The following is a 14014-nucleotide window of genomic DNA, read 5'->3' as shown; positions in this document are numbered from 1 at the left end:
ATTCGTAACGGAATTTAAATCCCAACAAATCCCTTATAAAACACATCCTAAATCAAACACATCCTAAATCAAACACCCCACAGAGGAAAAAATCATCTGCGGGGTATTTTCATATGTATAACATCATTACCGTCAATCCATTAGAGGCTATCAATTCGGGTGTTTTTCAATCGCAGAGCATTCAAGACGACTGACACTGAGCTGAGAGCCATGGCTGCTCCTGCCAACATAGGATTGAGCAAGGGGCCACCAAATAGGTGAAGGACACCCATTGCAACAGGAATTCCTATGACGTTATAGGCAAACGCCCAGAATAGGTTTTCCTTAATATTTCGAATCGTTAATTGACTGAGTCGAACTGCTCTTGGTACATCTAATAGATCTCCATGCATCAATACGAGGTCAGCAGACTCAATCGCTACATCTGTTCCTGTTCCGATAGCAATACCAACCTCTGCTTGTGCCAGGGCAGGGGCGTCGTTAATGCCATCACCAACCATGGCAACTTGTTTTCCTGATTCTTGGATGCGTTTGACCTGTTCTGCCTTATCCTCTGGCAGAACTTGACTAATCACTCTGTCAATACCGACTTGGTCTGCAATGGCTTGAGCTGTTTTGGCATTGTCCCCTGTCAGCATAACAACTTCCAATCCCATTTGGTGCAAAGCCTGGATAGCGGCCTGACTAGAGGGTTTTACTTGGTCCGCAATGGCAATCACGGCAACTAGTTCCCCATCTGCTGCCATATAAACAGGTGTTTTGGCTTCGGAGGCAAATTTTTCCGCAACGGCTACTGCCTGGTCAATCTCAATAGCAGATTCTGTCATTAATTTGGCATTTCCGAGTAAAATGTGTTGCTCTGCTATTGTTACAGATAAGCCTCGGCCTGAAAGTGCTTGGAAATCTTTGCTGGCAAGTAAGGGAATTGATTCCTCTTCTGCTGAACGTAAGAGGGCTTGAGCCAATGGATGCTCGGAGTATTGCTCACTGCTTGCTGCTAGTTGAAGGGCTTGTTCATTTGTGAAATTTCCAAAAACCTGAATGTCTGTTACGACAGGTTTCCCTTCAGTAATGGTTCCAGTCTTATCAAAGACGATGGTATCAATTTTTTCAAGGACTTCTATCGCTTGTCCGGACTTAAAGAGAACGCCGTTTTCAGCCCCCTTACCTGTTCCAACCATGATAGCAGTTGGTGTCGCAAGTCCCAGTGCACATGGACAGGCTATAACGAGGACAGAAATTGTAATCGAAAGGGAGAACATCCAGGACTCTTGTCCCAAGAAGTACCAAGCAAGGCCAGAAAGGACGGCCAATCCCATTACAATTGGAACAAAGACTGCTGAGACGCGGTCAGCCAACTGCGCAATCGGAGCTTTTGAACCCTGTGCTTCTTCCACCAAGCGAATAATTTGGGACAATGTGGTATCTGCTCCAACTTTTGTCGCTTCCATTTGGAAAGCACCATGTTGATTGAGAGTCGCACCAACGACTGTATCTCCGATGGTTTTTTTAACAGGCAAACTTTCCCCTGTCAGCATGGATTCATCAACAGTCGATTGGCCTTCTACTATTTTCCCATCAACTGGAATCTGTTCACCAGGGCGGACTTGAAGGACATCTCCTACTTTGACTTGGTCTAAGGGCAGGGTCACTTCTTGACCTTCACGGAGAACGCGTGCAGTTTTAGGGGCGAGGTTCATCAGTTTACTGATGGCTTCTGAAGTACGCCCTTTTGACAATGCCTCCATGTATTTTCCAAGAGTGATAAGGGTTAAAATAACAGCTGCCGTTTCAAAATAGAGCTCAGGATGTCCATGTTGGGTATCCACTTGATTGGTAGCAATCAAAATCGTCATAATGATCCCTTGAACCAGGGCTGCACTTGTCCCGACGGCTATCAAACTATCCATATTGGGATGTCCTGCTAGGAGTGTTCTAAAGCCTCTTTGATAAAATGCACGACCAACATATACGACTGGTAATACAAGAATGAGCTGAACTAGGGCAAAAACTAGTGGCTGGTGTAAGATAGCTGGCAAGGGTAATCCACCACCTGGTAACATTGGACCCATAGCGATGTACAGCAATGGAAGCGTAAAGACACTAGACCAGATAAATCTGCGCCACAAATCATTTTTATGTTGTTCTTTTCCGCTCGGTTGAGCTTCTAACTCTTGTGTTTTTGGCAGCACCGCTTTATAACCTGCTTTTTCAACAGCTGTCTCGATTTCTGATAAGCTCAGATGGGCTGGATCATACTGAATGGTTGCTTTTTCCGTTGCTAGATTCACACTGGCGTTTTGTATTCCATCTAGCTTATTCAAGGCTTTTTCCACTGTAAGGGCACAGGTTGCGCAAGTCATTCCTTCAATAGCAAGCGTTTGGCTCTGGTAAGGATTTTCCAATGCATATCCAGCTTTTTCTACAGCCATCTGCAAGTCTTTCATTCCAACTTCCTGCTCATCATATTCAACAGTTACTTTTTCAGTCGCAAGATTGACTGTAGCCTTGGAAACTCCTGCTACTTTTCCAATAGCCTTTTCAACAGTTAATGCACAGGTTGCGCAAGTCATCCCATTGACATTATAGATGGATTTTTTCATAATACTGCTCTCCTTTTGACTACGTTTGTAATCATATTATACACTTTTTGATTACATTTGTAAACGATTTTGATTAAAAAAATAGAGATCATCCCTATTTCTTTCGTGCTAAAATGGTCGCAAACCGCATCTTAAGGAAATTGCCATTTTCATCCCGCTTATGGAGTTGACCAAAATCTTCATTGTACTTGACCAGTTCCCAGTCACGGTAGTATTCTTTCAACTCACCTGCTCCAAAAGTAAAGGAGAAATTCATAGGACATGGCGCATCTTCTGTATCCATGGCCGCTACAATCAAGTTATAACCTCCTGTGCGTGTTCTCTCCTGCATATTGTGGATAATGTCCGATACCCGATTTCGCTCTAAGAACATAAAGACGACTGTTGAGATAATCCAGTCATAGTCCTGCTCCAGACTGGCTGAATTGATGTCATATATTCCAGCTTGAAGCTCCAGATCTTCCACTTCCTTGACCTGCAAGAGTGTCCGAATACTCGGTACATCTTTATCTACAGCTGTTACCTCAAACCCCTGCTGAGCCAAGTAGAGACTATTTCGACCATGCCCACAGCCTAAATCTAAGACCTTACAAGGCTCAATTATCTTCAAAGCCTCTAAGACCTCCGAATGGGTTCGCGTATAGTCATACTTTTTAGCAAAATAGTCTTCTGGCTGACAGAAAAATTCCAAGAAAAACTCCGTTTCCTCTGTCAATAGGGTCACACGATGCCAGGCCTGCGGTTCCACAAAGGGAATGTCATCGGTTGGACTGTAGATCCATGTAGCCAAAATCTGACCCTCATCCGATAGAGCTTCAAACTTGAGTTGGCCTTTTAAGACCTTGATCTTCGCCCAGGTACCCATCTTGGTATTATGCTTGGTTAAAAAATAATGAGGAACAGTTTCCTGATTCCAAATTGGCATTCGTTTATAGGGAACTAACTGTTTCATCCTATCTCCTTTTCTCTAGTGGATGGTTTTTAAAGTAAGATTCAGTGACTGGACAATTGATTATACAAATCAATTATTATGTTAATGATAGTGTATCATAAAGTCAAGTGATAACAAATGCAATTTTCCCCTTGACTTGGAGTCAACTCCAAGGTGTATACTAGAATGGTTCAATAGAAAACCCATTGGGTTGGCTATTAATTAACAAGGAAGGAGTTCTACTATTAAGACAAGTAGAACAAGGTATTCAATATGAAGACTGCTATTTATGAAAAAGCTGGTAAAATGACAGTTACAGATGTCGAGAAACCAAGCATTCAAGCGAAAGATGATGTCATTATCAAGGTTGTTCGCGCCTGTGTCTGTGGTTCAGACCTCTGGAACTATGGGGAACATATTCATCACGATCATGGTGATACCAATACTGGGCATGAAGCCATTGGTATTGTAGAAGAGGTTGGCGAAGATATCACTACCTTTGTACCTGGTGATTTTGTTATTGTTCCATTTACACATGGGTGTGGGCATTGCGATGCCTGTCGTGCTGGCTTTGACGGAACTTGTGACAACCACCCTGGCTATACGAACTGGGGCAACAATTACCAATCACAATATATCCGTTTCCACTATGGCAACTGGGCTCTTGTAAAAATCCCAGGCCAACCGAGTGATTATTCTGAAGGTATGATCAAATCTCTTCTTAGTTTGGCTGACGTGATGCCAACTGGCTACCATGCTGCGCGTGTTGCAGATGTCAAACCTGGTGACAAGGTTGTTGTCATCGGTGATGGTGCAGTTGGTCAATGTGCTGTAATTGCTGCAAAAATGCGTGGGGCTTCTCAGATTATCATGATGAGCCGCCATGCTGACCGCCAGCAAATGGCTCTTGAATCAGGTGCTACTGCCATTGTAGCAGAACGTGGTGAAGAAGGTATTGCTAAAGTTCGTGAATTTCTTGGCGGTGGCGCTGATGCTGCTCTTGAATGTGTCGGTACAGAAGCCTCCATCGAACAAGCCCTCGGTGTCCTACATAATGGTGGCCGTGTTGGTTTCGTTGGCGTTCCTCATTACAATAACCACGCGCTCGGCTCAACCTTTGCTCAAAATATCATCATCGGCGGTGGTTCTGCTTCCGTCACAACCTATGACAAAGAAATCCTGCTCGATGCAGTTCTCAAAGGCGACATCAACCCAGGCCGTGTCTTTACTCAGACTTACAGCCTAGACAATATCGACCAAGCCTACAAAGATATGGCAAACCGCAAAACCATTAAAGCAATGGTAACAGTGGAGTAAGAAAAATAATAAGCCCCAGATAGTCTCGAAACTGTCTGGGGTATTTGTATTCCGACAACAAAAAAAACCAGGATTTCTCCCAGTCTTAGCGATTATTGATAGCCTTCGAACGTTTGGTCTCATTGCCCATATATAATATCTCTCAATGACCTTCTATAGAGGTAAAACTCGTCAATGTACTCTGATACTTCTTGTAATGTTTGAAAAACAGAATAAATCGTATCGTCTTTTGAAAGTTTAATCAAAAGAGTTTCTGAATCAATTTGCTCTGGAAAATACTCTGTCAACTTCGATTGTAAAAGATCAATGTTTCTAACCTTAAGGATATACTCTATCCAAGAATCTTTCTCTGTCAAACACGTTCTAGAAGTAATGTCTATAACAGTTCCTTCTCTTGTAATCTTGCCATCTTCCAATACATAAATATAATCAGAAACTCTCTCTAATTCTTCTAAATTGTGCGATGTTAATAAGATTGCCGCACCATTTTTTTTCAATGTCAGAATAATCTCTAACATCTTTTGAGCAGATGGACCATCTACTCCTGATGTTGGCTCATCAAAAATATAGTTTTGGAAATTTCCGATAGCAGCTTGTATGAAGCTAATCTTCTTTCTCATTCCAAATGAATAGCCTTGAATCTTCTTTTGTAAATCATCTTTGATTCCTAGTATTTCAGCATATTTTACAGCTTCTTCCCTAGGAACGTTTTTCAAGTCTGAAATAAAGTTTAAAAATTCAAGACCTGTAACATCCTCAAACATAGCGTTTGCATCTGGCATCACAGAGACATTTCCAGACTGAACTGTTCCTCCATCTGAAAAATAATAACCCATTATGATTGCTATTAAAGTGGATTTCCCCGCACCATTACTACCAATGATAGATGTGATTTCTCCATCTGATGCAGTCATAGTTATGCTGTCCAAAACCATGTTTTCCTTAAATGATTTGGAAATGTCCTTTACTTCAATCATCTTATATCTCCTTCTTCTCAAAAACTGAAACCCCTATACCTAAAAAAACAACTGACAAGAGCATTAAAAATAGAACTTCCCATGTTTTTTCAATATAATGATAGGGAGTGATCCACAACAACAGTTCCAAAAAATCATGATTGACAAAGTTAGAAAACACAAAAATTGTAGGGTAAATAATACTAATAATGATGTTCACTAGCATAGCTGTTCGATCATTTTTACTAATAGTAGATATCAAGGTGATAATCGAAAGCATATAAAAGTAAAAAATACTAATATTACAAAACTGTTGGAAAGAAAAAACTGCATCTTTTCGAAACACAAGTACAACTATGGTTGAAATCAAAATTTGTAAAAGGAAAAACACAAAGGACATTAAAAACTTTGAAAAATAGAGTGCCCGCCGAGATTGATAAGGCAAAATAAATCTAAAATCCCTTGATGATATCCCTTGAGAAATAATATTAGAGAACAGGGATGCACCGAATAGAAAGCCGACAAAAGCAAAAACGGCATACATCACTTTCAAAATTGCTATTCCATCGGAATTATCAAAGATTCTTCCAACACTATCTCCGTATCTAATGAAAAGATAAGTGATGAAAAAATAGACTGCTGAGACAATCGCTGTTTTAAAGGATTTTAAGTCTCGCTTCATGTAAAATAAAAATAGTGAGGCCAAATTTATTCTCCCTTCATGTAATACAGTCCATTTTATCAAAAAAACGAACAACTCTCAACTTTTTTCAAAATATCATCATCGGCGGTGGATCTGCTTCCGTCACAACCTATGACAAAGAAATCCTGCTCAATGCAGTTCTCAAAGGCGACATTAACCCAGGCCGTGTCTTTACTCAGACATACAGCCTAGACAATATCGATCAAGCCTACAAAGATATGGCAAACCGCAAAACCATTAAAGCAATGGTAACGGTGGAGTAAGAAAAAAGAACAAAACCCCTGAAGTTTACATAAACTTTGGGGGTTTTCGTATAATTTGTAGAAAGATAAAAACGGAACCATCCCTCTCATTAGAACTACTAATACTCAATGGGAGTTGAAAGTTCCAGTTTCAGCATTTGCAATAACAGAATCAAGTGTTAAGCATGAATTTTTTTATCTGCAATTGCATCCGTGAGGGTCTGTGAGAAATTCAATCCTAGTTCACGTCCTAGAATGTCTGACCAGCGTGGGATAGTAAGTGTTTTCTTTACTGGCTCTTGACTACCCAAATACTTTGCAACGTCCACCATCACCATTGAGATAAAAGACTTGCTAGAATCGTAAACCATCTCAAAATCCTCATCACGGAAAGGGTTATTATCTACTAATGACAAAGTGTTTATAGAAGACGGGGTAGGAATGTCTCGTCCATTCTCGATATAATCAGCTAAGTTCATGCCTAACCAATCGATGGCCATTGCCATAGCGTCCGCTATATCTGCTCCTTGAGTTGCTGAATGCTCAAAATCAGGGAAAGCTACAAAGTAAGGGGGCGTTAGCTCCGTCTGTATCATCAAAATAAAATAAAGCTGGATAAGTGACAAGCATAGTTTACCTCCTGATAGATCTATCATATAACACGTATTACACGTGTTCAACCATAAAGAATCAGAATTCGTCTGAAATTTGCAACTGATCCTCAATGAAAATAACCTCTAAACTCTAGTTCTGATACTCAATGAAAATCAAAATCAGACTTGCTCCAAAGATTAGGGGAACCTTTGGAGGTTGGAAATAGGGGAACGTAGTTCGCTTCGCTCTGATGCAGATAGAACTCTATTCCTTTTATATTTCAAGGGAACTGGCTGTCAAGTTCTACTGGAGCTTGACACTCATCAAATCAAGTCAACAACGTCTAATTTTGATTTTCGAAGAGTATGAGGGTTCATTCTCAAAAAAAAACCAGGATTTCTCCCAGTTCTTATCGATTATTAATCGCCTTCATGGTCCGTTTAATATCACGGTCTTGCTCACGGCGTTTGATGGACTCCCGCTTGTCGTAGTCATGCTTCCCTTTAGCAAGCCCAATCAAGACCTTGGCAAAGCCGTCCTTGATATAGACCTTGAGAGGAACAAGGGTCATCCCAGTTCCCTTGAGTTCATTCTCCAAATCTGCAATCTGCTTCTTTCGCAGGAGAAGCTTGCGAGTTCGTGTTGGCTCCTGGTTCCAGATATTGCCCTCATCATAGGGAGCGATATGAACATTAACCAACCAAGCTTCACCATTCTTTATTTGGGCAAAACCATCTTTAAGGTTGATCCGCCCCGCACGAATGGACTTAATCTCTGTCCCCGTAAGGACAATCCCCGCCTCCACTGTATCCACAATGGTATAGTCGTGACGGGCTTTTTTATTCTGCGCAATCACATTGCCCTCACCCTTAGCCATACCTATCTCCTTTTCTTCTTAACCTTTTTTCGCCACTTCTTTATAAAATGGTTTCTTTTTCTTGTCAGTTGCTCCAGACTTTGATTTGCTGTCTTTTCCAGACTTGTGACGTCCGCTGTCGCGACCAACAGCTTCCTTTTTACGGTTTTTGCCCCGTCCTCGCCCTGACCGATCATCACGATCGCGGTTTGAATGACTCATTGTTTTCCGTTTCGCCTTTAGATTCTTCTCGACAAGATCCAGCTCGGACGGCACGTGGGCAAAATCGATTTCCCCTGTCATCTTATCCGCCCGCGTTAGCTTAATTCGGATTGGCTGACCGACACGGAAGACACGACCAGATTTCTCACCCTGCAAGGTTAGAGTCCGCTCGTGGAACTGGTAGTACTCGTTGAGGTTGGTAACATGGATCAGTCCTTCAACTGTATTTGGCAACTCAACAAAGAGACCAAACTTGACCACGCTAGACACGATACCATCAAACTCTTGCCCGACAAATTCTTGCATGAACTCTGCCTTCTTCATGGCTTCGACTTCCCGCTCTGCATCGATGGCACGGCGTTCTAAACTGGACGAAGACTTGGCAAGCTCAGGAATAACCTGCTCAAAATGCTCTGCTTTTTCCGCAGGATTGTGACCATATTCCCGCACCATACGGTGAACCAGCAGGTCGGGATAGCGGCGGATAGGACTGGTGAAGTGGGTGTAAAACTCCGCACCCAGTCCGTAGTGGCCGTGGTTGTGCTCTGAGTAGCGCGCCTGCTGCATGGAACGCAGCAACATCATGTTGAGGACATCCGCATAGGGTTCATCCTTGACCCGCTCCATAAGATCTTGAAGGGCATCCTGGCTGATAGAGCTAGCCGTACCGTAAACCTTCAAGCCAAAGCTTGTCGCATAGTCGATGAACTTCTGTAACTTGTCTGACTTAGGCTCCTCGTGGATCCGATAGATGAAAGGAAGGTCAAGCTTGGCAAAATGCTCAGCAACGCACTCATTGGCCGCCAACATGAAGGACTCAATCATCCGCTCAGCAATACCCCGTTGACGCAGTTGAATATCTACTGGCAGACCATCCTTGTTGACGATGATTTTGGCTTCAGATGTATCAAAGTTCAGAGCCCCACGCTTGTAGCGCATGGCTTCCAGCGTCTCATGGAGTTTGACCATGAGCTCAACACTTGGCACGATTGCCTTGTATGTAGCAAGCTTTTCCTGATTTCCCGCAATCATGTCATTGACATCAGAATAGGTCATGCGGAAGGTGGTTTTAATAACTGTCTGGCCAATCCAGTGCTTAACCACCTTGCCCTTACGGTCAATTTCCATAATAGCCGACTGGGTCAGGCGATCCACATTTGGATTAAGGGAACAAATACCATTTGACAAACGTTCTGGCAACATTGGCACCACACGGTCGGTCACATAGACAGAAGTCCCACGCTTGATGGCCTCTTGATCCAAGGCTGAGCCTTCCGTCACATAATAGCTGACATCAGCGATATGGACACCCAGTTCCAGATTGCCGTTCTTGAGTTGCTTGATATGGATAGCATCGTCCAAGTCCTTGGCATCCGCACCGTCAATGGTGAAGATGATTTCATCCCGCAGATCCAAACGGCCTTCAAAGTCCTTCTCAGACGGACTTTCTGGCACTCGATCAGCCTCCGCCAAGACTTCATCAGGGAATTCCGACACGATATCCATGGATTCCAAAACTTCCAAGACATCGATCCCTACATCATCCTTATGCCCCACCACATCCCGAATGGTCGCAACAAAATAGTCCCGTTTCTTATTTGGATAGGCTTCAATGTCGACTTTGAGGATTTCCGTTCCGGTCAATACCAAAGGTGACTTCTTGATGTAAATCTTCTGAGCGATTTTCTGGTTTTTAGACTTGATGTAGCCTGAATACTCGGGTCTGTCTTCATCAAAAACAATCAAGCCCACCGCAGTTTTCAGGCTATGTTCTAAAATATCAATGACTTCCGCTTCTGCGGCAGTTCCCTTGAGACGATCTGCAACCTTTTTAATTGCAATCTCAACTCTGTCACCCTCAATAGCAAAGTTAACATTGTCACGACTGACAAAGAGATCATCTTCCTCCTCATCAATGGTCACAAATCCAAAACCAGACTTGTGGGCATGGAAAATGCCCTGCAAGGTTACTCTATTTCTAGTAACCTTGGGCGCTGGAAGAGCAATTCTTCCATCTTGGTCGAAAACCAGTTTCCGCTGACCTTCCATAGAAGAAACCAGCTTGACCAAATCGGAAAAGCTCTTAGCAGAACCAGCTCCAAACTGATCCGCTAATTGCTCCATGGTAACAGGCCCAACTTCTTTAATATAGTTAATAATTTCGTTTTTCATTTATACTTACCAAAGTGCTGGATAAAAACCTAACACTATTTCTCTTAGTTTGCGTCATCATTAAGACGCAGTGGTTGATTGCTCCAACAATCCGATGGAGTGAAACAGTTCAGTGAACTTGTTTCAGCTGGTCACCTAAAAATAAGAAAGTGACCATAGAAGCCCGAACCAATCAATCCTTAAGTGAGGGGGAACTCCTTTACATTTGTCGAGTTCTGGCCCACTCCCAAAAAAATAGACTAAGAACAAGTCCCAGTCTGTCTATCTACTTACTAGAAATGATTACTAGCGCGACAGCATCTAACAACCACAAAAAGATAAGGAGGGCTGTAATACGCTGCATAACGGCTTCAAAACCACGCGCCTTTGCACGCTCAAAGAGGGCTCCACTTGAAGCATCAAAAACGTTACTTGATTGGTTTTTTGCTGGTTGGATAAGAATCACGGCTATAATAATAACAGATAAAATCAACAGAATGGTTAATAATGCTTGATACATATTTTTTTCTCTTTCTACAATAACTCCATTAATTATAGCATAAAATTTATTTGGTTTCAAGATGGAGTGTAACTTTTCTCTCTTTTGGGCAGTATTTTAGGACCTCAATCTTATCAGGATGGGTCTTGGCATTTTTACTGGTCAGATAGTTTTTACTACCACACTCTGAACATTGTAAATTGATTTTAACTCTCACTAAATATCCCTTACTTTCAAGTAATTTCTAAAGTTGGTCAAAGACCAGATTAGGTTAAAGAGGACCAATCCACTGGATAGGTAAAATACCCAATCATAACCCATTTGGGCTGCGACTGCCGACCCCATCATCGGACCAACTACAGAACCCAAATTATTAAAAAGTTGATTATAAGCAAAAATTCTTGATATACCTTCTTTTGGGGTCAACTTGGTCAGTAATGAATTGACAGATGGCAAGAGCGCCCCAGTTCCAAAACCATACAAAAATCGTAGCAAACCTAATTGAAATGGATTTTCCGCAAAAACACAGAAAACATTAATCAATAGACTATAGGTAAGAGCCATTAACAAGAGACGATGATTGCCGATTCGGTCACCCAACTTACCAAGGTAACCCGATGTCGCCAAAGATGCCATTCCAGGAAGAGAAATGATAAAACCAGCCACAAAGAGTAAATTATCGGTTTGTCCCAAATGACGAACGTAAAGAGTCAAAATAGGAACGACTGCTTGTGCCGCAGCAATGATAACCATAGAGGTCACGAAGAGTCCCGCTAATATTTTTCGGTCTTTTACCTGAGCAAAAACTTCTTTGACAGGTAAGACATCGCTCTTCTTAATTGGTACAAAATCCTCTCGGATATAGAACACAGTCAATATTACTACTATAGCATAAAGAAGACCAACCAACAAGAATACAGTATGGACTCCAAACATTTCAGCTAAGACACCACCTAGAGTCGGACCAATCAAATTTCCGGCTACAGCACCAGTTGATAACGTTCCTAGAGCATAACCTGTCTTATCTTTTGGAACTTGACTAGCAATTAGCGCTGTCGCATTTGGGATATAACCCGTAAAGACACCATTTAACACTCGTAAAACAAGAAGCCAGAAAACATTGGGAACAAAAGCCATTCCACCCATGGTAAAGATCATAGCAAAAGCCGCCCGAACCATCATAGGCTTGCGCCCATAGCGGTCAGCCAAACTCCCCCAAATCGGTGCCATCAAGGCCGCTGCAAGAGCATTCGTTGACACAGCAAGCCCCGCATAGTATTCCACCAAACCAGGCCCTACACCCAATTCTTCCACGAACACTGATATAAACGGCATGACCAAGGTAAAACTCGTTCCCGTCAGGAAATTCCCCAACCAAGCCACCTTCAAATTCTGTTTCCAATAACTACTACTGTCGTCCATCCTGCAAATCCTCCAAAAGTAGTGCGACCCTTGCAAACGTCTCCTCGACCGCACCACTATTATCAATTAATACCTGAGCCTTCGCTCGTTTTTCTTCTAAAGAAAGCTGCGCATTCAGTCGATTTTCAGCATCTTGAACAGAAAAACCATTGCGCTTGATTAGCCGTTCCAACTGCTGCGCCTTATCGACATAAACAAGCCAGACTTCATCCACTTCCCCGCTATAATCCGCCTCGTACAGCAAAGGGATATCCATGAAAATTACATCCTCAGTCTGCTTAAGAGCATCCCTTCTAGCCAGCAATTCCTCCCTGATAATCTTGTCCTGCAAAAGAGACAAACGTGCTCTTAGTCCAGCATTCTCAAAAACTGCTTGACCTAATTTTTTCCGATCCAAATCCCCTTCTGCCGTTAGAATTGAGTTACCAAACTCTGCGACAAGAACCTGATAGAGTTTACCACCCTTTGCTTGCAATTCATGCACCACTTGATCCGCATCAATGACCGGATACCCCTGTCGGCGTAGGAAAGCCGTTATAGTTGATTTTCCTGACGCAATTCCACCTGTTAATCCAATTACCTTAGTCATTGTTCACCTGACACGTGGGACAGAAATGTGTCCCACGACCGCCTAACTGGATTTTCACAATCTCTGTCTGGCAGCGAGGACAAGCCTGTCCTGTCTTTCCATAAACTTGTAAATATTCTTGCATGGTTCCATCCATCCCCAAGGCATTCTTGTATGTCCGAATCGTAGATCCACCTTTTTCAATCCCTAATTGCAACACTGAAATTACAGCTTGACGCAGGTCTTCTGCCTGTTTCTCCGTAAGTCGACAACTAGCTTGAGCTGGATGAATCTTAGCTCTAAACAAAACCTCGTCTACATAGATATTGCCCAAACCAGCCACTAAAGACTGATCCAAGAGATGGGCTTTAATAGGTTTTTTGGAACGTGCCAGTTTGGTCTTGAATACCTCCAAGTCAAAATCTTCCTCTGTCGGTTCAGGACCAAAATTGCGATTGAGAAAATAGGCCTCAACATCCGCTCTCCCAAGCAATTCCATGGTCCCAAACTTGCGGACATCTTGATAAACCAGCGTCGACCCATCTGAAAATGTAAAAAAGGCATGAAAATGCTTATTTTTCGGAATATTTTCTGAAAAATAGTTGTATTTTCCTTCCATACGCAAATGAGAAATCAACACAAAGTCCGTCAGATAGATTAACAGATACTTTCCACGACGATCCACATGCTCTATTTCTTGACCAATTAAATCCTGACAGAATACGTCTACACCAGTCTTAACCATCGGAGCATAGGTCACCTTCACCTTGGTGATGACCTTCCCCTTAACCAACCGATTCAAACCACGACGAACCGTCTCCACCTCAGGTAACTCGGGCATTCTAAGATACTAAGCCGTTAAGCGACTCAAAGAAAAATAGAAACCTGACCGACAGTGCTTCGGCATCTAGGTCACGGTTGTCTTTTTTCAAAGAGTCGTAGGCGGGTTC

The 14014-nt window shown here is 42.5% G+C and carries 12 protein-coding genes and 2 pseudogenes; 2 read left to right on the top strand and 12 right to left on the bottom strand.

What is annotated here, in order from left to right:
• Positions 1-140: 140 nt before the first annotated feature.
• Positions 141-2603: a heavy metal translocating P-type ATPase gene (locus tag ACPC58_RS08555; RefSeq protein ID WP_434065789.1), complete on the bottom strand. Its 2463-nt coding sequence runs from the start codon at positions 2601-2603 to the stop codon at positions 141-143.
• 94 nt (positions 2604-2697) lie between these two features.
• Positions 2698-3555, bottom strand: coding sequence for an SAM-dependent methyltransferase TehB (tehB, locus tag ACPC58_RS08550; RefSeq protein ID WP_434065788.1), 858 nt, complete (start codon positions 3553-3555; stop codon positions 2698-2700).
• 252 nt (positions 3556-3807) lie between these two features.
• On the opposite strand from tehB, the gene ACPC58_RS08545 reads away from it, so the two are divergent.
• Positions 3808-4851, top strand: a complete 1044-nt coding sequence (locus tag ACPC58_RS08545; protein ID WP_312248416.1) for a zinc-binding dehydrogenase — start codon at positions 3808-3810, stop codon at positions 4849-4851.
• Between the two features lie 119 nt (positions 4852-4970).
• On the opposite strand, the gene ACPC58_RS08540 is transcribed toward ACPC58_RS08545, so the two are convergent.
• Together ACPC58_RS08540 and ACPC58_RS08535 are read right to left on the bottom strand one after the other, a co-directional pair.
• Positions 4971-5828, bottom strand: a complete 858-nt coding sequence (locus ACPC58_RS08540; protein ID WP_434065787.1) for an ABC transporter ATP-binding protein — start codon at positions 5826-5828, stop codon at positions 4971-4973.
• 1 nt (position 5829) lies between these two features.
• Positions 5830-6513: a hypothetical protein gene (locus ACPC58_RS08535; RefSeq protein ID WP_014637650.1), complete on the bottom strand. Its 684-nt coding sequence runs from the start codon at positions 6511-6513 to the stop codon at positions 5830-5832.
• Positions 6514-6572: 59 nt separating this feature from the next.
• Here ACPC58_RS08535 and ACPC58_RS08530 point away from each other — a divergent pair.
• Positions 6573-6773: pseudogene (locus ACPC58_RS08530) on the top strand (Zn-dependent alcohol dehydrogenase); the annotation flags it as partial.
• Between the two features lie 158 nt (positions 6774-6931).
• Here ACPC58_RS08530 and ACPC58_RS08525 read toward each other — a convergent pair.
• The 8 genes and pseudogenes from ACPC58_RS08525 to mutM all read right to left on the bottom strand — a co-directional run bounded on the left by ACPC58_RS08525 (position 6932) and on the right by mutM (position 13905).
• A pseudogene (locus ACPC58_RS08525) lies at positions 6932-7382 on the bottom strand (type II toxin-antitoxin system HicB family antitoxin).
• Between the two features lie 373 nt (positions 7383-7755).
• The gene (gene smpB, locus ACPC58_RS08520) at positions 7756-8223 is read right to left on the bottom strand and encodes an SsrA-binding protein SmpB (RefSeq protein WP_434065786.1); all 468 of its coding nucleotides are present in this window, start codon (positions 8221-8223) and stop codon (positions 7756-7758) included.
• A gap of 18 nt (positions 8224-8241) precedes the next feature.
• Entirely contained in the window at positions 8242-10596 is a 2355-nt protein-coding gene (gene rnr, locus ACPC58_RS08515; RefSeq protein ID WP_434065785.1) for a ribonuclease R, read from the bottom strand.
• Between the two features lie 265 nt (positions 10597-10861).
• Positions 10862-11095, bottom strand: coding sequence for a preprotein translocase subunit SecG (gene secG, locus ACPC58_RS08510; protein ID WP_434065784.1), 234 nt, complete (start codon positions 11093-11095; stop codon positions 10862-10864).
• A gap of 46 nt (positions 11096-11141) precedes the next feature.
• Complete coding sequence (gene rpmG / locus ACPC58_RS08505; RefSeq protein ID WP_012775228.1) at positions 11142-11291, bottom strand: 50S ribosomal protein L33; 150 nt, start codon at positions 11289-11291, stop codon at positions 11142-11144.
• A complete protein-coding gene (locus tag ACPC58_RS08500; protein WP_434065783.1) occupies positions 11291-12496 on the bottom strand; it encodes a multidrug efflux MFS transporter in 1206 nt (401 codons plus the stop codon). The genes rpmG and ACPC58_RS08500 overlap by 1 nt, the downstream gene beginning before the upstream one ends.
• Complete coding sequence (gene coaE, locus ACPC58_RS08495) at positions 12483-13085, bottom strand: dephospho-CoA kinase (RefSeq protein ID WP_434065782.1); 603 nt, start codon at positions 13083-13085, stop codon at positions 12483-12485. Before coaE ends, ACPC58_RS08500 begins: the two co-directional genes overlap by 14 nt.
• Positions 13078-13905 carry a DNA-formamidopyrimidine glycosylase gene (gene mutM / locus ACPC58_RS08490; protein WP_434065781.1) on the bottom strand — a complete coding sequence of 276 codons (828 nt, stop codon included), beginning with the start codon at positions 13903-13905 and terminating at the stop codon, positions 13078-13080. Before mutM ends, coaE begins: the two co-directional genes overlap by 8 nt.
• Positions 13906-14014: the final 109 nt, after the last annotated feature.

Origin of the sequence: Streptococcus sp. VTCC 12905 (assembly GCF_049893385.1) — a bacterium.
GTDB lineage: Bacteria > Bacillota > Bacilli > Lactobacillales > Streptococcaceae > Streptococcus > Streptococcus suis_AA.
Note: the sequence above shows the minus strand (reverse complement) of the source record. Positions and strands in the feature narration are given on the sequence as shown.

What these genes read in the sequence shown, in the direction of transcription:
- mutM (WP_434065781.1), bottom strand. Translation starts at nt 13,905, where the DNA reads ATGCCCGAGTTACCTGAGGTGGAGACGGTTCGTCGTGGTTTGAATCGG.
- smpB (WP_434065786.1), bottom strand. Translation starts at nt 8,223, where the DNA reads ATGGCTAAGGGTGAGGGCAATGTGATTGCGCAGAATAAAAAAGCCCGT.
- ACPC58_RS08540 (WP_434065787.1), bottom strand. Translation starts at nt 5,828, where the DNA reads ATGATTGAAGTAAAGGACATTTCCAAATCATTTAAGGAAAACATGGTT.
- ACPC58_RS08555 (WP_434065789.1), bottom strand. Translation starts at nt 2,603, where the DNA reads ATGAAAAAATCCATCTATAATGTCAATGGGATGACTTGCGCAACCTGT.
- tehB (WP_434065788.1), bottom strand. Translation starts at nt 3,555, where the DNA reads ATGAAACAGTTAGTTCCCTATAAACGAATGCCAATTTGGAATCAGGAA.
- ACPC58_RS08500 (WP_434065783.1), bottom strand. Translation starts at nt 12,496, where the DNA reads ATGGACGACAGTAGTAGTTATTGGAAACAGAATTTGAAGGTGGCTTGG.
- ACPC58_RS08545 (WP_312248416.1), top strand. Translation starts at nt 3,808, where the DNA reads ATGAAGACTGCTATTTATGAAAAAGCTGGTAAAATGACAGTTACAGAT.
- secG (WP_434065784.1), bottom strand. Translation starts at nt 11,095, where the DNA reads ATGTATCAAGCATTATTAACCATTCTGTTGATTTTATCTGTTATTATT.
- rnr (WP_434065785.1), bottom strand. Translation starts at nt 10,596, where the DNA reads ATGAAAAACGAAATTATTAACTATATTAAAGAAGTTGGGCCTGTTACC.
- coaE (WP_434065782.1), bottom strand. Translation starts at nt 13,085, where the DNA reads ATGACTAAGGTAATTGGATTAACAGGTGGAATTGCGTCAGGAAAATCA.